Source organism: Vibrio sp. AIC-3 (genome assembly GCF_013114515.1).
GTDB classification, from domain to species: Bacteria; Pseudomonadota; Gammaproteobacteria; order Enterobacterales; family Vibrionaceae; genus Vibrio; species Vibrio crassostreae_C.
In genome coordinates, this window is record NZ_VTXG01000008.1 from 44820 (window position 1) to 63004 (window position 18185).

Here is an 18185-nt window from a genome sequence, read left to right on the forward strand (position 1 = left end):
CATCAAGTGTGTTGGTTTTTCGTTTAAAACATTAAGACGGATAGTTTATAAAGCATGTGTTATACATCGGTTTATCTAGATAAATGACGTGAATTTATAGGTGTGGGTTAGAACTATAATTGAGAGGAGAAATGATGAGAAAAATGTTAAGAGTCGAGGTTCAATGTTTCCAAGCACCTCAACTCTTTTAGCTGTGTCGGCTGTTAAGTATCGCCATGCACGTTTTAATTCTATCGACTAATAAGTGCTAAGAACCTCATCGATTTGCTGATTAATGATCTTCATTTCGCTGTAGATAACCGAAAGATCATCATCTTGCGGCGCAAGCTTATTGAGTGTGTTTTGTTCTACTCTTTCCAATGCAACTGTGGCCGTTTCTTCACCAAAGCTGGCTAAAATGCCTTTTAAGGTGTGCACGGTAAAATGAAGCTTGCCCCAATCTTGTTGTTGAACCAACTCTTCGATCTCTTGTAGCGAATTGCCATGGTCTTCTTGATATGTAGACAAAACGGCGTAAATGACGTCTCTGTCATTGTCTAAATAGGCGTTTAAAGCATCAAAGTCTAGCATGTGGACTCCTGTCGGCTGAATGTTGAAAATGGGCTAGGCGGCTTAGTGGAAAAACCATACCTTGATGAATCACTAATCCATTGATTCCATTTTGGAGGAAGTTCTAACTGTAAGATTTCTTCTAGATAGTCGTCGCTAAGTTTCTCATCTATATGAGCTTTATTGACGGCGTATATATAGTCAAGTTTGGCGGCAACTGAATATGGGTAACTGTGAATGTAGTCCTTTATTTCTTGGATCGAACCCAAATTTTCAATGTTTATACACGTTGAAGGGTCGACATTTTTGGACTCAAGTTGGTGATTTATGGCTTCTCCACGAGATTTGAGACATTCCACTGTTAAATGATAAAGAGAGTACTCACCAAAGTGGGCGAGCATGGGTAATAACTGAGTGAGCAAATAAGTCGGTTGGCTGTGGAAATTGTTCGCTAACAGTGTCGAAGCTCTAATCACTTTTTTGTGGGCAATCTGAGGGCTATTTTCGATGAGCAATATGCTGCTCTGAAATAGGGCAAGGCTGGCCAAAACTTGCTGCTGTTGTTTTACCGGAAGTTTCAGGTTTACCAACTCGGTGAATTGATTGGCGTGCTCAAGCAAAATACGTTTGTACTTTAGTTGCGTCTCGCGCTGATACGTTGCTTTTAAGGAATTAAAGTGCGCACCAATGGAATGGATGACATCAATGTCAGCAGCTGAAATGTGGGTTGCATACATCTCACCTAACTTTATGATCATATGTGTGTTATCTGCGTTCTCAGCTAAGTCGATGGCCCTGATTGCACGATGGCTGATGCTGGGAGTCATCTCAAATGCACGAATCGCTAATTTAAGAGCAGGCAGCAGCATTTTATGTTTTTCATAGATACAGCTTAAGCAGTCAATCACGCTCAATGAGAGTGGCTGTGCTATTAGAAAATTGTGGAGCTTATCTATGGCTAAATTTGGCTTGCCTAAGCTGTCGAGAATCAGCGCCTCAGCCACCAATTTGGTTGGGTGCATGTTGGTTTTGGAGTTGTTAATGACGCTAGAGAGTAACTGCCATTTCTTACCTGCAATTAAATGTTCAATCAATGTCGCTTCGAACTGAACGCTAGTACCATTAGGGGAGATCGCCAAAGCTTGAGCTAATCTCTCTTGACTGGCAATGGGATACAAATCATTCAGTTGGGTGAGTTTCTTTGAAACGGACACGGCACTTTGGATCTTTTTACCCAACGTTTGAGTATTAATCGGTTTAGAAACGAAGTGGTGTGCTTCACCTGAAAGGGCGGTTAATACTGTTTCCTGACGCATATCCCCAGAGAGCAAGATTGTCGCCACAGTATGATCGATGAGGCGGTTTCGATACAGAATGCCCAACAGCTCAAAGCCAGTAAAAGACTGTTCTAAGTGGTAGTCAATGAGGAGTACATGAAAAGAGTGTGTCTCGACCGCTTTAATGGCTTTTCGATAGTCGGTCGCAATAAAAATACAGTCGCGCGAAACTCCCAAACTAGCCAGTTGCTGCTTAATAAGTATTGTTGCGCTTTTAGAGTCGTCGACGATCAAAATTCGAAGGTCTGTTGGTAAGGTCAAATCCATTTTCCTTAATACCAAATGTTATTTTTTAATTTAGGTGTCAAGTTGCACATTGTCAAGGTGCCTATATCACATACAAACACTCAATAAACTATTGGTAATTAAAGAGTATTAGATAACATTTATGAAAGCCTTCAAACGCAGGTGACTTTTACCTGATTTTAGTGGGGTTATACGTGTTTTAGAAATAAAAAAGAGGCAAGCCGATAAGCTCACCTCTCTGTTTTATTGTTCGAGTTTTTATTCGAAATGTTGTTCTTTGCTTGAAGTTTTATTTACCGAAACTCTAGCGTTAATCACGCATGTTTAGAATCAATACTGCCGCTAGAGCCAAGAACGCCGTCATCATTAAGAACACATCGTTGTAAGCCATGATGGCTGCGTCACGTTGCATTGTGCCGAGCAAACTTGCTTGTGCTTGTTGCATCGCAGTTGCGGCATCACTTCCTGACTGAATGAAAAACGCTTGTTGTTGCTGAAGCGTCTGCCAACCAAGTTGACTCACTGAAGGTAGCGACTCCTTGATGTGTGCTAAGTGCTCACGGGTTTTGTTATCCAATAGCGTAGCGATAATCGCGATGCTGAAAGCGCCCCCTAAGTTCCGCATTACGTTGGTTAACGTTGATGCGTCTGGCGTGTCCATTTTGCTGATGTTCTTCATGGCAACCAAAGACAGCGGAACCATGATGAACGGACTACCAATAGCACGCAGAACCATAGATAAAATCAGCTGTTGCCCGCCAAAATCGATTGTCATGTGTGTATTTACGTAACAACTAAAACCGAACATCGCGAAGCCAAAGGTAACCAAGTACTTAGGCTTAATGATCTGTGTTAGCTTTGGCACAATTGGGAATATCAGAAGCTGTGGGAAACCCATCCACATTAGCACTTCACCAATTTCCATCGCGTTATATTGCTGAATTTGAGTGAGATACATCGGTAGAACATAGATAGAGCCGAGCAATGCCATTCCTAGAATCAAATAGGCGATACAAGACATCGCAAATTGCCCATCCCGCAATAACCGCAGGTTAACCAATGGCTTCTTGTGTTGGAGTTCGTTTATCACGAAGTAAACCAAACTCACCGCCGACACGATACTCAAGCCAATAATAAAGCTCGAACTGAACCACTCTTCACGGTTACCTTCTTCTAACACCACTTCCAAACAACCTAGCCCTAATGCCATGGTGGCGATACCAAACCAATCGGCTTTTTTCAGCGTGCCAAGGTCGAGCTTTTCATCGTCCAAGCCATATCGGATCATGGTGATCACAAGCAAAGCAGGCGGAATATTGATATAGAAAATATAGTGCCATGAAAAGTTTTCCGTCAGCCAACCACCAAATGTTGGGCCGATCGATGGAGCAAAGGTCGCGGTTACACCAAACAGTGCCATACCCACAGCACGCTTGTTGACCGGCAATAACTGAATCACCAGCGAGAAAGCAAGCGGGATTAGAGCACCACCACTGAAGCCTTGCATCGCGCGGAACACGATCATCGAGGTCATGTTCCAAGAGAACGAACACAACAAAGATGAAATGGTGAAAATGGCTGTCGTCCACGTGATATAACGGCGTTTACCGAGCGCTTTAGAAAGCCAACCACTGAGTGGGATAGCGATCATCTCTGCGACTAGGTAAGACGTAGAGATCCACGAGCTTTCATCCAAGGTGGCTGATAGCGCACCTTGAATATCTTTGAGAGACGAGTTGGTGATCTGAATATCCAAGATCGCCATAAACGCGCCAATCAAGCCGCCAAATAGGGCGATCCAATGGCGTCTCGAAACCTCGTCATCATCATTTGTTTGGGTGACAACACCAGCGTTACTCATGGTCTAGCCTCGTTTATCGATGGTCGCTACCACAGACAAACCAGGAAGCAGTCGACCTTTCAACTCTTGCTGATCTGGAATAGTAATTTTAACCGGTACACGTTGAACGATTTTAGTGAAGTTACCGGTCGCGTTTTCTGGTGGTAGGAGCGCAAATTTAGCGCCAGTCGCAGGGGAGAAACTGTCTACCACACCTTCAAGAGGCTGCCCCGGGAACGCATCCAGCTCTACTTCAACCGTCTGACCTTTGTGAATACCACTTAGCTGTGTCTCTTTGAAGTTGGCTTCAATCCACACTTGGTTGTTTGGTACCAAGCTCATCAGTGGTGCGCCTGCTTGAATCAGCAAGCCTTCACGTACGCTGCGTTTACCAATCACGCCATCTGCTGGCGCGTAAACTTTGGTGTAATCAAGGTTAAGCTGTGCTTGATCTCTCTGGGCTTGAGCTTCGGTCACGGATGCATTTGCTTGCTCAATCTCACTAGCGATAACGGTTAATTGGTCATTGGTTGCAACGAGGTTTGCTTTTGCTTCTTCTAAATCTGCCTGAGTTACTTTTTGTTGTGCAACCATGCTATCGACTTCATCTTGAGACGCGTAGTTACGCTTTAGTAAGCTACGAGAACGTACCACTTGTTGAATCGCGCGTTCGTATTCAGCTTGTGCAGAATCAACGCGGCTTTCTGCTTGATTGATCTTGCTACGTTGTAACGTTTGTTGTGCCACTAGATTTTTGACGTCTGATTGCACGACGCTTAAATGGGCGTTTGCTTGAGCGAGTGCTGACTGGTAATCACGGTCATCGATTTGAACCAGCAAATCACCTTCTTTAACCGATTGGTTATCACTCACATAAGACTTAACAATATAGCCAGAGACCTTAGGGCTAATATTCGTGATGTCGCCTTGTAGGTAGGCATTGTCGGTAGATTCAAAGTACTGGCCATAGCCGTACCAGTATCCAGCACCGGCTAAACCCAATGACAGCATGATCGCAGTAGCAATAAGCGGAGCTTTTTTACGTTTTTTTGTGCTTACTGTTTGCGAAGCGTTGTTGTTCTCTGTCATTTTTTCTTTCTCATTTTGTTTTTATTTAGATGTAACGAATTGTAAATGAATTCGATTGATTGATAAGATAGGAAAAAAGGGAAACACTGTTGCAAAAACATTACTAATATAGCTTTGGGAGAAATACGATGGACTTAAATGCTGTGACTGTTTTTACACAAGTTGTTGATTGTGGGAGTTTCACGCACGCAGCTGAAGCATTGAACATGACCAAGTCGACCGTCAGCCGAAAGCTTGATGAGCTCGAGCAGCACCTAGGTGTGAGGTTGATCACTCGTTCGACACGAAGTTTAGTTTTAACGCCAGAGGGTGAGCGCTTTTATCAGTCGAGCATGCAGATGCAAGAGATCATGAACCAAGCTGAGTTAGAGGTTTCTGCCAATCAGGATTTGATCCGAGGGCAGTTGAATGTTGTGTTGCCTGTCGAATTGGGACATCAAGTATTAGCCACATACATCCACAGTTTCCTAAAAGAGCACCCAAACGTGACTTTGAACTTAGAACTGTCGAATCGAGAAGTTGACATCATTGCAGAGGGGATCGATCTTTACGCGCAAATTGGTGAGTTGGTGGATTCGAGCTTGGTTTCTCGCTACCTCACAACATCGAAGCGTGTATTGGTAGCCAGCCCTGAGTATTTAGAGCAGTTCGATGAAATCTCTTCGCCCAATGATCTTGAACCGCCATTCAGAATGATTGAGGTGGTGAACAAGGCGGCACGTCTACCTAAGTGGCATTTGCAATTAGAAGGCGGAGAGTCGATTTTGATCGATCTGCCGTGTCAGTTACGGGTGAATACCATCACGGCATGCCTAACAGCGTGTGTGGATGGGCTCGGCTTGGCGGTGCTTCCTGAATTCATTTGTCGGGAACACTTCAAGGCAGGTAAGCTGATTCGTTTGTTACCTGAATATGAGATGCCAGAAGTTTCAGTAAGCCTAGTGTATGCAGACAGGCAGTTGATGCCGAAACGTAAAAAGGTCTTTATCGACTATCTACTGACTGCCTTTCAAAATAGGAAGCAAAAGTAACGGGGAAAACCTTAGCGGGTAAATAAGTGCTTAGGCTTCCTATTAATCGCTTTTGCCTAAACCGTATCGAAGCTAATGATAAGTTGACTGCCAATCGACGATTTGTCCATTCGCCAATATAGCTTTGACCGACAGGGCTGCAATATCAATGTTATCGTGACGAAAGGTCTTGTTGGAGAAGTTGGCAATGATCTTACTCCCGTCACTGAACTCGGTTTGTTGAACTTCGCCGCTTTTGTCTAACCAGTCGAAATCGACCAACTGTTTATCCCATAACTGTTCGTGCATCGGTTCAAAGCCATCTTGATAGTGTTTGAGTGCTTTGATCCTTGGACTTGATAAAGCTTCATCTCTGGTCAAGTGAACCATCGGTGGTGTGTTGTACAGCATGGCGGTTAAGTCACGTTCTGCTTGTACATTAGTGAACTTAAGGCTGTCTGAATGCCAATGGTGCGTATTGATTACTTCATCATGGAAAACGGCTTGGTAAAGTGGAATTCGATATTGAGGCGAAAACAGTAGCGACTTATAGGGCTCTTTAACCTCGGCCGGCTTAAAGAAGAAGTCGGGCTTGTGGTCTGGGTACCAACGACCTAAGTAATAGGGAGATTGGCGGTTCTCTTTCATGTCTTTGTCTGTCCAACCAAAACCAACCGTTTCTAAGCCGTGTGCAAACGCGATGCCTTTTGTTGTTAGGCTGTTGCCGTCTTCAGAGCCTAATACTAACGAAGGTTGCTCGCTAAGCCACTTCATTCGGTTGTTGAACGCAGAAAGCATGTCTGATTCGGTAGTATTGCCATTACTGTCTATAGAGACGCGGTAATCTTCACGTGCCATGGCGGTTGCATCAACATCTAAGAACAAGCTGTTGAAGTTGCCGAATCTCATAATGTCTTGAGCACGCTGTTTTACGTATTCTAAATGGCAGTTCGGATTTAGATAGAACCCGTTACCTCGAAACCCTTTTTTTAGGCTCCCATCTGCCATTTCAATCGCACAACTTTGACGCATCGGCTCTGGTAATTGAGCGGTTAGCCAGTTGTCATTGAGCTTCGCAGGAATTGCGGTGTTGTAGGAATCGTAAGTACCGACCAGATATCCGGACTGTTTTGCCAGGCCCACAGCGTTAGGTTGATAGAATGCTGGCATCCAATTATCGAATCCAAGCCACAGTTTGTTTAAGCCTGCCTTATTTAGATTAGCGACCATGTCTGAAGACAGCGCTTGTCCCCAAGTCTCTGACGAGTTTAGGTAAGGGGAAGCGTGCTCTAGCAACCAGTTCTTCTTATCCTGTGCTGCTTTATATTGCGCTTTAATCGTGTTGTCTTCGAGTGTCGGATTACCAACAGGATATAACACCTGCAATGACTGGCTAATAGAGTCCAACAATAGTTGTTTGTGGTACTGACTGAACCAATCTTTCCCCTTGGAGAGTGACGATAGCTCTCTTTTCGCTTCCGCAGAAACATTGAGTTTAGAGCCCTCTAGATACCATGTTTTCAATCCCCACCAGTCACTCACATCTTGGATGCTTAATGGGTCTTTGCCAAATAGGTAAACGTGGCTCGCGCCGATCAACTTAGTCACATCTGGATTGCGCTTTTGCTTTGCTACAAGCGTTTCAGACTGGTCATTATTGATGCGCCAATCTCGGTATTGTTTGGCACCATCTAACCACGAGTCTCCGAGGGTGATACGAACAAGAAAAGGTTGTGACTGATTGAGCATCGTAAATTGGTGTGCTGCCTTCATATCAATTTTGGTTTTTGTATTTGAGGAAGCATTAGAGGATGCATCTGAAAAGAGCAGTTGATTGTTGGTTGCATTAACCATTTGATAGCTAATGAAATGATTGTTTTGCTGTACTGTCCAAAAAGGCATCTTCAAGTCTTGAGTAGTGTTACTTCCAGAATGGTTACCGACGAGATAACTTGCCCAAAGCTTGTTGTCAGTAGGCACGCGCATACCTTCACTAAACGGAAGAAATAGTGTCTGAGTTTGTTGTTCGGCAAGATCAAACCACGCCAACTCTACGGGCTGGTTACGTTTCACCTGTATATTTGAAGGTAAGCTGAACTGAAAAGTGAGCTGGTCTTGATTAAGCTCTGCCTTAACGTTTATTCCACTGGGTACTAAGGTCCAAGTGGCGATTTTTGCTGAGTCAGCTTTATCGGAAAAGCCAATGACCAGATTGGTCGCTTTCTGAGGTTGGCTATCAACAGTGAGAGCAGCACTGTTAACGCTTAAGCCGTTCCAATCGACCTCTAAAGTATTCGATGAGGTAGCGACGGTATTGTTGTTACTGGTGAGCGTTATTTGGCTCGCTTGTGCGTTGGATGAAAACAGACAAGCTGTTGTTAAAGCCACAATGGCAAAATTAGAAAGATTGAGTGGGTGACGTACGCTGAGCATATTTAGATTCCGTAAAGGGTAACTACGGTTATTACACCTAAGTAGCGCTAGTGCTTTGTCACCTATATGTCTCTATTTTCTGTTTGGCTTTAGTGGTTTTCCATTAGAAAGGCACCGCGACACGCTGTACATATTGGACTTCAATCGCGCCTTGGTATTCAAACATTTCAACCGAGGCACTCAAATGCTTAGCATTAGTCCCTAGCGGGCTTTCTGTGGGAACGGGTGCTTGCGTTGTCTTGATTGGCACTTTGTAGCCTAACAGGTTGTAGTTATCATCAAACCATTGCCAACTCACATTGGCGTTAGGGCAGTTGTCGATCACCTTCGGTGGCGTGATCACGATATGTGGTTCGCTGAGTTTACTTTCGAGCGTTAACCATCGCTTGCTGTTGTCTAAAGCGACAACAATAGGATAGTGGTTTGAACCTATCTTTAGTTGATAAACACCAGATTCGGGTTTGATAAACATTTCACTGGTCTCAATCTCTTTATACTCAGTGTTAGAAGCGAGTTGTCCATCGAGAAGGACTTTACCTTTAGGCGATACCAAAGAAAGAGTTTGAGTTTCTGAGCCTTTGCTGAGTTGCTCGGCAGAGACTTTGATTTGATAACCGTGCGACGACAGGCCATAGCGTCGAATGAAGCTGACTTGGATGTGGTGTTTTGGCTCAGCACTTTGTTTGAGTAAGGTTCCACATTGAGTCTGGCTCAGGATCTCTTGTTTGACTGGCAGCCAAAGCTCACTATCGAGTGATTTGTGATCGAGTGCGATTTGCAGCTCTTGCCACGCAACTTGAGGTTGGTCATCAAGTAGAGATTGATAGGTGTGCTGCAATGGCGTGTCGGTAAACCATGCCGCATGACTTGCGAGCGGCAATGTGTAGATCAGTGCGGTTAACGAAGTAACTTTCATTATGATTCCCCGGCCAAGCGGTAATCAACGCCACGATGTGTTTCTATATTCAATGTTGGCAGCTTCTGGCGTAAGCGCAGTATGTGATTATCAATAGTTCGGGTACTAGGAAAAGCCTGATATCCCCAAATCTTATTGAGTAATTCATCTCGGTGAAACACACGACTTTGGTTCTGAACAAACAGTACCAATAGCTGAAACTCTTTAGGTTTTAGTGTTACAGGGCTTTCATCCAGATAAGCGATCCGTTCCGACAAGTTGATTTGGATATTTGCGTAAGTTAAGAGGCTCACACCTAACGGACGTAGCTGGGTAATGACTCGAGCGAATAATTCGTCGTTCGAAAATGGTTTAGTCACATAGTCTTTGGCACCCGCCATTAAACCTTCAACACGTTGTTGAACTTCTACTTTAGCGGTCAACACAATCACAGGCAGCGCTTTGAGGAGCAACCAGTTTGGAAGGTGTTGCAAGCTGTCCCCATCTTCAAGCTGTCGATCCAGTATCACAAGATCGGCTCGAAACCATTTCTTACTGGCATTCTCTGAATCCTTCGCCCAAAGGCATTGGTAACCATTGGATTCAAAGATGCTGACGAGGCCTTGTCCAAGCAGTTGGTCGTCTTCAATCAGCAGTAGGGTGTTCATAAGCAATTTCCAAAATACATCGGGTTGGGTTACGAAGAATAATGAGGCGGCCATTCGCTTGCTTCATCAAGTGCTCGACAATAGTCAGGCCAATGCCCATGTTATCCAGTTCGTGCGTTTCACTTGGCGTGACACCAGACATGAGCCGTTGTATCGGTGAAGGGAAGTGCCCCTCGTCTTGTACCTCAATCGTCAGCTTGTCACCGAGTTCGACCTTTACCAAAACCTCACCTTTACCATGTTGTTTGGCATTCTTGATTAGATTATCCAAGCAGATGGTTAGCCAGTAATAGGGAAGGTTCAGTTCAACTTCACGCGCTTCACATTGATAAGAAATATTGTGCTTTTCACAGACATGATCGAGCCACTCTTTTAATGAAGCGTTTTGCTTCAACAAAGGCTCTGACTGATCCGAACTTAGGTACACTTTGCTGTTTTCGGTGAGCTGAGAAAGCCTTTGATAGTCGGATATTAAACGCCAAACCGCATTTTGAGTTTCATCAGAAAAGTCATCGTAGCGATTTCTAAACATCTCGACGGTTAAGCCTAGGCTAGTAATGGGCGTGCGCAGTTCATGAGTAAGAAGCTGTAAAATGAACTGCCTCTCTTTTCGTTGTTTTGTTCTTAGGTATAAGACTCTACCGAGTCCGGAAAGCAACGTTAACAGCAATGTAAAGATCAACGTTTTCATGATCAGATTGTCATTGCTAGGCTCGCTTAAGCACACGTTGCTGTAACGAAAAGTACAGGTTTCACCCGTCAAAGATACCTCTTGCCGCTCTGCAATAGGTTGCCAAATATTTAAGGGAATGGCTTTCCAGCCTTGTTCGCCACTTAACCAAAGCACATCGTCCTGTTGCCAAACTCGGTATCCACTGAGCAGTGCTTCTCTGCCTTGTGCACTTAGGTTTTCTAGCTTGTTATATAAAGGGTGCTGAGGGTTGGTAAGACTCAGAAATGGGCGTATCTGCTCGGTCACATCTGGGTAAGCGGCTAAATAACGATCAGCAAAACTGCCACCTGCAGGGTGTCGTTTGGAGTGTGCTGCAAACCAAATGGAATCCAATGCTTGTTGCTGACACAAAGCGAGCTCGAACTCGATGGCTTCATGTAATGAAGGGTTACTGCTTTCAATCGCTTGGCAGTGATCTTGTATTGACGCTAACGCTGCGATGTCGTCCCAACTGAATTGGTTGAAATCAGGATAGCGGCTATTTTCATGGAGCAGAACTTTCGGATACTGAGCCAACTCTTGTTGAGATACTAAGAGTGGGGATGATTGCCAGCTCAGTTGATACAGAGTTTGCCACTTATCTTGCAAACTTTGGGCATTGACTAGGGTTGGGAGCCAAAAGATCAAGCAAAGAGCTAATGTAAACCTGCGCATCCAATCATTCTCGTTAAAAGTCGTGGGGCGAGTCTAAAGAGTTTTGGGCGCGATTTGTAACCTGAATGTCAACAAGTGTTCTTTTAACAACAAATTGTCGAGTGGGTCATGCTTTTAAATAATAAAGTACAAATACAGTAAGTATCATTTATTTGAAATAAAATAGATAATTGTGTACTTACTGTCATTATTGGGCGAAATGTGGGGACTATACTGGGCTCATACCTAATAAGAGGAACCATCATGAAACTCATCATCAAATCAGTATTGGCAATCAGTATTTTGGCTACAGGCTCTGCTCATGCGTTCGAATTAACCAGCAACGATATTCAAGAAGGTCACCCAATGGCAAAGACTTTTGAATACTCTAGTTGGGGTTGTGACGGCGATAATCAATCACCACAATTGATGTGGAAAGATGCACCAGCAGGTACCAAAAGCTTTGCTATCACAGCTTATGATCCAGATGCACCGACTGAAAGTGGCTTCTGGCATTGGGTTGCGTTTGATATCCCTGCAACTGTGAACGAGCTACCTCGCGGTGTCGACATCTCTAAAGTCGGTGGCAAAGAAGGTCGCATTGATTACGGTACAGTTGGCTACGGTGGCGTTTGTCCTCCAGAAAAAGATGGTATGCACCGTTACCAGTTCACGGTTTGGGCATTACCAACGGACAAACTTAACCTCGACGAAAATACGCCGTCGGCTGTGGTTGGATTCACGTTGAACAGCATGGCTTTAGACAAAGCTAAACTGACCGCAACTTATACACGTTAATAGCTTATGTACGTTAAAGCTTATACACGTGCATAATAAGTAAACAAGGGGATGAGATGAATCATCAATATCAAGTGACGATCTTTCGTGCAGAGCAGTTACAAAAACTGCGTAATGTGAGGATTCTATCCCCTAGTATCATTCAGATTATTACAGGCAGTAAGCGCCTGTTTTGGAAAGATTCAGCGGCTGAGCTCTCACATTCTGAGCTGTTGTTGTGTGAGGCATCAGCTTCACTAAGTTTTGAGAACATGCCCCACAAAGGGCGCTTCTTGTCGCGAGTGTTCAGCTTTCAATTCCAACCTTCTCAGGCGATGCTTGATTTAAGTGAGGAACGGTCGAATGATCTGGGACTGCCTACAGTAAAAGTGGATCGAAACTTACAAGACTCACTCAATGCTCTGTTCTCTTTTGATACACAGAGCATGAGCAAAGAGACTCAACAGTTTTGGTTGCAGGGCTTGTACCAGCAATTAGCTGAAAAAGGGGTGTTGCATCTATTGTTTGTCAGTGCCAACGTCTCGTTTAGCCAAAAGCTTAGCCATTACCTTTCACATTCACCAGATGAGAAACATCCATTAGAGTCGGTGGCGGAGCGTTTTGCGATGAGCCGAGCCACATTGATTCGGAAGCTCAAACTGGAAGGCATGCAATATCGAGAGGTACTGGCTGAAGTTCGCTTGAGTCACGCGCTTTATCTGATGCAAAACGGACAGCAGAATGTGGCGATGTTGGCTCAATCTTGCGGTTACCAATCAGAAGGTCGTTTTAGTCAGCGCTTTAAAGGCAAATTTGGTTTGTCGCCAAGCGAATACATCAAGACAGTCGTCAGCCATAGAGTCGCGAGCAAATAAAGTCGCGAGCAAATAAAGTCGCGAGCAATTAAGTCGCGACGCCATAACCATTCGGTTTGTCCTAAACGCTCACTTTCTTATCTCGTGCTGCCAATGCCGCAAAAATCGTGCACGCGAAAGCAACAGATGCGATCAGCAGAATGGGAACACTCCAAGAATCGGTTTGAGCATGAAGCTTACCCACTAGCGTTGGGCCTGTTGCCGCTAAAGCATAACCAATTCCTTGAGCCATACCAGACAACGAAGCCGCTTGACTGCTATTCGATGTTCTCAGGCCAACAAAAGAGAGCGCGATAATAAACGTAGAGCAGTTGGCTAATCCAAAGAGTCCCACCCAAAAGATTGCAAACTCAGGCAAATACAACAGCCCAATTAATCCAATAAATACACTCGAAGTACAAAGCGTGATGAGCCATTGTTGGTTATCGCTTTTACCTAAGAACGGCAGTAACAGCAATCCCGGAACCATGGTCGAAAATTGTAGAAATCCATAAATATAGCCCGCGTCGATTTCGCTGTAGCCAAGGTCGTTCAAGATCTGTGGAAGCCAGCCTGCCAAAGAATAGAAGGTAAATGAGTTAAGTCCAAGAGCTAGTGTCACTTGCCATGCAACGCCACTCTTGATCATCTTCTGCATCGGAATAGGCTTTTCTTGATACTTGTTATTGGTTGCTGAAGAAGAGCGCTTTCTGATCTTAGGCAACCAAATCATCAAAGCTAATATTGGGAATATTAGGTTCATTAACAGTGCTAATTGCCAACCCGTAATCGTGAATAAGGTTAGATTCGAAAACGGCACCATCAAACTTGAGCCTAACGTCGAACCTATGCCCATCGTAAAAATGTACAAAGAAGTGACTGTCGCAATACGAGTAGGGAAGCTAATTTTCACTACTACGGGCAACAACACATTACCAATCGCGATACCAAGTCCAATCATTACTGTGCCGATGTATAACGTCGGAATTGCTCCAAAAGAACGCAGTGTAATACCCGTAGTGATCAAAACTAAGCCTAAGAGCAAGCTTGGTTCTAGACCAATTCGTTCGGATATTTTGGTGACTAATGGTGAGAATAAGGCAAAAGTTAACAGTGGCAAAGCTGTTAAGAAGCCAGCAGCCGATGACGTAAGGTTGAGGCCTTCCATAACCTGAGAAAGCACAGGAGCCAAGCTCGTAAAAGGCCCACGAAGGTTAAGTGCTAGGAATAGAATCCCTAACATCACGAAAATGCTATTACGAAGAGAGGCGCTCATAGGTTGTTCTACTGTTTGCTTATGAGAAGACAGGCTAGCCTACAGATCATTGAATGATTACACAAATACCGTTTAAATAGGTTTACTAATGATTGAACCTGCGCAGTACGCGCTTAGCCAGAAAAATCACCCATGACTGTATTAAATATCGACAAGCTCATCTCGGACTTCCCACTGCTTCAACAATTGATTGCATTGGAAGAAGTGGTTTGGTTTAACCCAAATGTGACGACTCTGGAGCGCGGTTTGCTTTATGTGGGATTAGGCGAACAAGATATTCACGATGCGAGCATGAGGCTACAAAGGTTTGCTCCTTATCTAGCCAAGGCGTTTCCTGAAACTCAAGCGACCAATGGCATCATCGAGTCTGAGCTTATTGACATTCCATCTATGAAATCAGTATTGGAAGCGCATTATCAGCAGTCTATAAAAGGGCGTTTGATGATGAAGAAAGACAGCCATTTGCCGATTTCAGGTTCAATCAAAGCGCGTGGTGGTATTTATGAAGTACTAACACATGCCGAGAAGCTTGCGATTGAAGCGGGGTTACTGTGTGAGAGCGATGACTACAGCAAGCTGCTCGAACCTGAGTTTCGTAACTTCTTCCAACAATACAGCATTGCGGTAGGTTCAACGGGTAACCTAGGTATGTCGATCGGTATCATGAGTGCAAAATTAAGCTTTACGGTCTCTGTTCATATGTCGGCAGACGCGAGATCTTGGAAGAAAAGCAAACTTCGTGAGCATGGCGTCAACGTTGTTGCAAATATGAGCTGCTAAAAAGATAAGTCATGATAGAAGAGTGTTGTTTATAGCTTGTACACACTCTTTCTCACCTCTAAATCCCACCTTAATTCAAACAATAACTTGCACAGATCGTTATCCAAAACACACATTTTATAAATTAAGCTTCTTAGATGTTCTAACTATCAGTTAGGTTGAGTGGCATTCAACTTGATAGGGATTGAGCAATGCAGACGGACAAAGTGATACAGACAAGACACATAAACACACCAGAAAAATTACTCCAGCGTTTAGATGCTATTGGGGAGTCTTTGGAAGCATCGGGTAAGGCTCATGCTTTGCTGGGATTGGGCTCAGTAGGTATTGAAACAGAACGACTTGATCAGTACTCAGATGTCGATTTTTTCGCAATAGTGCAAACAGGGCACAAGCAGTATTTCTTAGACAGTTTGCATTGGCTATCTGATATTCACTCAATCGACTACGCAGTGAGAAATACCGTCGATGGCTATAAAGTTCTGTACGCTGACGGAATCTTTTGTGAGTTTGCAGTGTTTGAACCCCACGAGTTAGCGCACATTCCGTTTGCTGAAGGGCGTATTGTTTGGCAGCAACATGAATTTGATACACAGTGTTGTGTTTCACCAATAAAAGGGGAGACAGACACTAATTCCCAAGATTGGATCATTGGTGAGGCTCTAACCAATCTTTATGTGGGTATGTCTCGTTATAACCGAGGCGAAAAGCTGTCGGGCAGTCGGTTCGTTCAATCTTACGCACTCGATCGTTTGATCGATCTTGTGGATCAAACTGAACAGTCTGAGCCTGAATTCGTTGATGAATTTATGTCGGATAGAAGGCTAGAAGCACGCTTCCCTAAGTTTGCCCAATTGCTACCAACCTTTACCCAAGGCTACGAGCGCACCGCTGAATCGGCACTTGCCCAACTAGCATTCCTCAACACCCACTTCGCAGTCAACCAAGCCATGTGTGACCGAATCTCTGAACTGTGTTCCAGTAAAGATTAAGCTTATAGCGTGTGAATCCTCAAGCCTAACTGACACCACCTTTCAGATGATAAGCGGCGGGCAACCTAATTGAGCTCTCGAATTATTATTCTTAAGCACTAAACCCGTACGCTTTTGTTTACTCTTCAAGACCGTGACTGTTCGTGTTTACTCCGCTTATCACTGGATGTCGTCAGCCAAATAAAATACAATCGAACAATGTTTTATTAATTCGTGCTTTATCATTATGATGAGACACTTACTCATATTCATCGTTAGCCTGTTCTTCTTAACAGCCTGTTCTTCAACGAGTAATCATCAGCTAGACGATGAGACATTGAGCAACGAAGACGCAATGTCGAAAAGCTTGGAAGAAGAGAGCAATATCGATGTTGCAATTGATACAAGTGCTGAGACCAACGTTGAATCTTCCCATGAATCGTTCGCTAATCATCAACCAATAACTGATCATGAATCAAACTCAAACCTTGATTCAAATAATGACACGATAACTCACGCCAATGCAGAGCCAGAATCAGTGGAACCTTCTCAAGTAGCAGCGACAGAAACAACGGAAAGCGATGCTAACAGTAGCGGTGAAAAAGGCATCGGAAGCTATTTTATTCGTCATAACCAACCGACTAAGACCGTGATTAAGTCATTAGAGGGCGTGACAGATGCATTGAATGTCATGACGTTTGGGATATTTGCCACCGGAAATGGTTAAACCGCTAACCAAGAAAGCCAACCTAATAGACAGAATGAAACGTGAAGGCGAGCCAAGTGGTTCGCCTTTTTTGATCTTCTAAATCTGGCCACCGTTCTAACTAAGAATCGTGTTTACTCATCTGAGCGTTTGAGTCAGACGACGGTCAACAAAGTCGGAAATTATTAGTTCTGGAAGGGACTCGCCGAATTTACCCTGTTTGACTTGTTATATGCATCAAGGGTTCTAATACTCATCCCAAAGTAAGCAATGAAATCTAATCTTACAAAGACAAGTCTTATATTCACTTATGAGCATAGTAAGATGTTTGCTGTTAAGTCGGTTTGGGTTTAGTTATCAATATTCTAGGGAAGAAAAATGAAGAATAAGAGTGTGTTTTTAAGTGCCGCATTGGTGATGTTGTCAGCTCATGCAAATGCATCAGATGCGAACCATGAGTCTGTATCAGATGGAGTTATCGCAGAACAAAGAGCGAAGCTTTCTGAAAATACCCAAGGACAAGGTTTTGGACCGCAAGCTCCACGAGATTTGGGTTCATTAGAAGGTAAAAATACTAGGCTGTTCTCGGATGCCCCTGATTCAACAGCGATGAACTTATGTAATATTCACTTCCATAAAAATGCTGAGCATAAAGGTGGAGAGTTTACTCAATACGCTGGTAACGGTGATGGTAAGGGATTCCAGAGTGGCTTTAAATACACAGGCAAGCTGAGTTCTGCTGAGCTGAAACCATTTGAGGGCAAGGTTTGTCCGAGCGAGCATGGTTCTTTGCATTCGGGTGACACCATTGAAGTTCACTATGTTTATTCAACGGCGCAAGTTGAACCGGGTGAAACACTGGGTGCTTGTTTTAACGATGCGATTACCAACCCGCAACTGCGTGTAGAAACCCAAGTTTACGTATTAGTGAATGACGACAAAGCACCCGACTTTGAAGCGCTCGCTAAACATTCAAAAGTGAACGGCTTACACCAAGCACCAAACATCCCACAAGATACGGGCTCAGCGATCCAATACGCAGGCTCTACAACGGGTCCTGGTTATAATGAGCAAGGTTCACCTTTCCAAGTAACATGGAGCGTTAGACCACAAGTCGCGAAAGTAAATATCGCGACAGTAGGTAGCTGGTGTGAAGGCAATGACTTTAACGAAGATCACGCCCACGGTGTGAGAAATTTGGTGGTTAACCCTGAGTTGTTATCACCCATTCGTAACGACTAAACGATTCTGGCGAACAAAATGATTAAGGCGAGCCAATAGGTTCGCCTTTTTTATGCCCTAACGAAAAGTACTTAGGTTTAGGTTTAATTAAGTCTGGTGGGTAAATTACGTGCGACACTTATTCAATACATGAGTTGTGTAAATCG

General features: G+C 44.0%; 15 protein-coding genes and 1 pseudogene. 7 read left to right on the top strand and 9 right to left on the bottom strand.

Annotated elements, in window-relative coordinates; translation table 11 throughout:
- Nucleotides 1-237 precede the first annotated feature (237 nt).
- The 4 genes from F0229_RS07900 to F0229_RS07915 form a co-directional block, all read right to left on the bottom strand.
- Nucleotides 238-570: an Hpt domain-containing protein gene (locus F0229_RS07900; RefSeq protein ID WP_017060508.1), complete on the bottom strand. Its 333-nt coding sequence runs from the start codon at nt 568-570 to the stop codon at nt 238-240.
- Nucleotides 564-2153, bottom strand: a complete 1590-nt coding sequence (locus F0229_RS07905; RefSeq protein ID WP_017064673.1) for a response regulator — start codon at nt 2151-2153, stop codon at nt 564-566. The genes F0229_RS07900 and F0229_RS07905 overlap by 7 nt, the downstream gene beginning before the upstream one ends.
- A gap of 289 nt (nt 2154-2442) precedes the next feature.
- Nucleotides 2443-3993: a DHA2 family efflux MFS transporter permease subunit gene (locus tag F0229_RS07910; protein ID WP_017060506.1), complete on the bottom strand. Its 1551-nt coding sequence runs from the start codon at nt 3991-3993 to the stop codon at nt 2443-2445.
- Nucleotides 3994-3996: 3 nt separating this feature from the next.
- Nucleotides 3997-5061, bottom strand: coding sequence for an HlyD family secretion protein (locus F0229_RS07915; RefSeq protein WP_017066726.1), 1065 nt, complete (start codon nt 5059-5061; stop codon nt 3997-3999).
- A 128-nt stretch (nt 5062-5189) separates the two neighbouring features.
- Between F0229_RS07915 and F0229_RS07920 the strand changes: the two genes are divergently transcribed.
- Entirely contained in the window at nt 5190-6092 is a 903-nt protein-coding gene (locus tag F0229_RS07920; protein ID WP_171732584.1) for a LysR family transcriptional regulator, read from the top strand.
- A gap of 72 nt (nt 6093-6164) precedes the next feature.
- Here F0229_RS07920 and F0229_RS07925 read toward each other — a convergent pair whose 3' ends face one another.
- From F0229_RS07925 to F0229_RS07940, 4 genes are all read right to left on the bottom strand, one after another.
- On the bottom strand, nt 6165-8504 hold the full coding sequence (locus tag F0229_RS07925) for a glycoside hydrolase (RefSeq protein ID WP_171732585.1): 2340 nt from the start codon (nt 8502-8504) through the stop codon (nt 6165-6167).
- A 103-nt stretch (nt 8505-8607) separates the two neighbouring features.
- On the bottom strand, nt 8608-9420 hold the full coding sequence (locus F0229_RS07930; RefSeq protein WP_171732586.1) for a DUF2861 family protein: 813 nt from the start codon (nt 9418-9420) through the stop codon (nt 8608-8610).
- Nucleotides 9420-10067: a response regulator transcription factor gene (locus F0229_RS07935; RefSeq protein WP_171732587.1), complete on the bottom strand. Its 648-nt coding sequence runs from the start codon at nt 10065-10067 to the stop codon at nt 9420-9422. Before F0229_RS07935 ends, F0229_RS07930 begins: the two co-directional genes overlap by 1 nt.
- Complete coding sequence (locus tag F0229_RS07940; protein ID WP_171732588.1) at nt 10045-11454, bottom strand: DUF3404 domain-containing protein; 1410 nt, start codon at nt 11452-11454, stop codon at nt 10045-10047. The genes F0229_RS07935 and F0229_RS07940 overlap by 23 nt, the downstream gene beginning before the upstream one ends.
- Before the next feature lie 243 nt (nt 11455-11697).
- Here F0229_RS07940 and F0229_RS07945 point away from each other — a divergent pair, with 243 nt between their 5' ends.
- Nucleotides 11698-12231, top strand: coding sequence for a YbhB/YbcL family Raf kinase inhibitor-like protein (locus tag F0229_RS07945; protein ID WP_017060498.1), 534 nt, complete (start codon nt 11698-11700; stop codon nt 12229-12231).
- A gap of 56 nt (nt 12232-12287) precedes the next feature.
- Nucleotides 12288-13085, top strand: coding sequence for a helix-turn-helix transcriptional regulator (locus F0229_RS07950; RefSeq protein ID WP_017064666.1), 798 nt, complete (start codon nt 12288-12290; stop codon nt 13083-13085).
- A 61-nt stretch (nt 13086-13146) separates the two neighbouring features.
- On the opposite strand, the gene F0229_RS07955 is transcribed toward F0229_RS07950, so the two are convergent.
- Nucleotides 13147-14340, bottom strand: coding sequence for an MFS transporter (locus F0229_RS07955; RefSeq protein WP_171732589.1), 1194 nt, complete (start codon nt 14338-14340; stop codon nt 13147-13149).
- Nucleotides 14341-14472: 132 nt separating this feature from the next.
- Between F0229_RS07955 and F0229_RS07960 the strand changes: the two are divergent.
- From F0229_RS07960 to F0229_RS07975, 4 genes and pseudogenes are all read left to right on the top strand, one after another.
- Nucleotides 14473-15102: pseudogene (locus F0229_RS07960) on the top strand (D-serine ammonia-lyase); the annotation flags it as partial.
- 209 nt (nt 15103-15311) lie between these two features.
- Nucleotides 15312-16112, top strand: a complete 801-nt coding sequence (locus tag F0229_RS07965; RefSeq protein ID WP_065583740.1) for a hypothetical protein — start codon at nt 15312-15314, stop codon at nt 16110-16112.
- A gap of 226 nt (nt 16113-16338) precedes the next feature.
- A complete protein-coding gene (locus F0229_RS07970) occupies nt 16339-16818 on the top strand; it encodes a hypothetical protein (protein WP_171732590.1) in 480 nt (159 codons plus the stop codon).
- Between the two features lie 357 nt (nt 16819-17175).
- The gene (locus F0229_RS07975) at nt 17176-18039 is read left to right on the top strand and encodes a delta-class carbonic anhydrase (protein ID WP_017072180.1); all 864 of its coding nucleotides are present in this window, start codon (nt 17176-17178) and stop codon (nt 18037-18039) included.
- Nucleotides 18040-18185 lie beyond the last annotated feature (146 nt).

What these genes read in the sequence shown, in the direction of transcription:
- F0229_RS07915 (WP_017066726.1), bottom strand. Translation starts at nt 5,061, where the DNA reads ATGACAGAGAACAACAACGCTTCGCAAACAGTAAGCACAAAAAAACGT.
- F0229_RS07970 (WP_171732590.1), top strand. Translation starts at nt 16,339, where the DNA reads ATGATGAGACACTTACTCATATTCATCGTTAGCCTGTTCTTCTTAACA.
- F0229_RS07955 (WP_171732589.1), bottom strand. Translation starts at nt 14,340, where the DNA reads ATGAGCGCCTCTCTTCGTAATAGCATTTTCGTGATGTTAGGGATTCTA.
- F0229_RS07935 (WP_171732587.1), bottom strand. Translation starts at nt 10,067, where the DNA reads ATGAACACCCTACTGCTGATTGAAGACGACCAACTGCTTGGACAAGGC.
- F0229_RS07925 (WP_171732585.1), bottom strand. Translation starts at nt 8,504, where the DNA reads ATGCTCAGCGTACGTCACCCACTCAATCTTTCTAATTTTGCCATTGTG.
- F0229_RS07975 (WP_017072180.1), top strand. Translation starts at nt 17,176, where the DNA reads ATGAAGAATAAGAGTGTGTTTTTAAGTGCCGCATTGGTGATGTTGTCA.
- F0229_RS07930 (WP_171732586.1), bottom strand. Translation starts at nt 9,420, where the DNA reads ATGAAAGTTACTTCGTTAACCGCACTGATCTACACATTGCCGCTCGCA.
- F0229_RS07900 (WP_017060508.1), bottom strand. Translation starts at nt 570, where the DNA reads ATGCTAGACTTTGATGCTTTAAACGCCTATTTAGACAATGACAGAGAC.
- F0229_RS07910 (WP_017060506.1), bottom strand. Translation starts at nt 3,993, where the DNA reads ATGAGTAACGCTGGTGTTGTCACCCAAACAAATGATGATGACGAGGTT.
- F0229_RS07945 (WP_017060498.1), top strand. Translation starts at nt 11,698, where the DNA reads ATGAAACTCATCATCAAATCAGTATTGGCAATCAGTATTTTGGCTACA.
- F0229_RS07965 (WP_065583740.1), top strand. Translation starts at nt 15,312, where the DNA reads ATGCAGACGGACAAAGTGATACAGACAAGACACATAAACACACCAGAA.
- F0229_RS07940 (WP_171732588.1), bottom strand. Translation starts at nt 11,454, where the DNA reads ATGCGCAGGTTTACATTAGCTCTTTGCTTGATCTTTTGGCTCCCAACC.
- F0229_RS07950 (WP_017064666.1), top strand. Translation starts at nt 12,288, where the DNA reads ATGAATCATCAATATCAAGTGACGATCTTTCGTGCAGAGCAGTTACAA.
- F0229_RS07905 (WP_017064673.1), bottom strand. Translation starts at nt 2,153, where the DNA reads ATGGATTTGACCTTACCAACAGACCTTCGAATTTTGATCGTCGACGAC.
- F0229_RS07920 (WP_171732584.1), top strand. Translation starts at nt 5,190, where the DNA reads ATGGACTTAAATGCTGTGACTGTTTTTACACAAGTTGTTGATTGTGGG.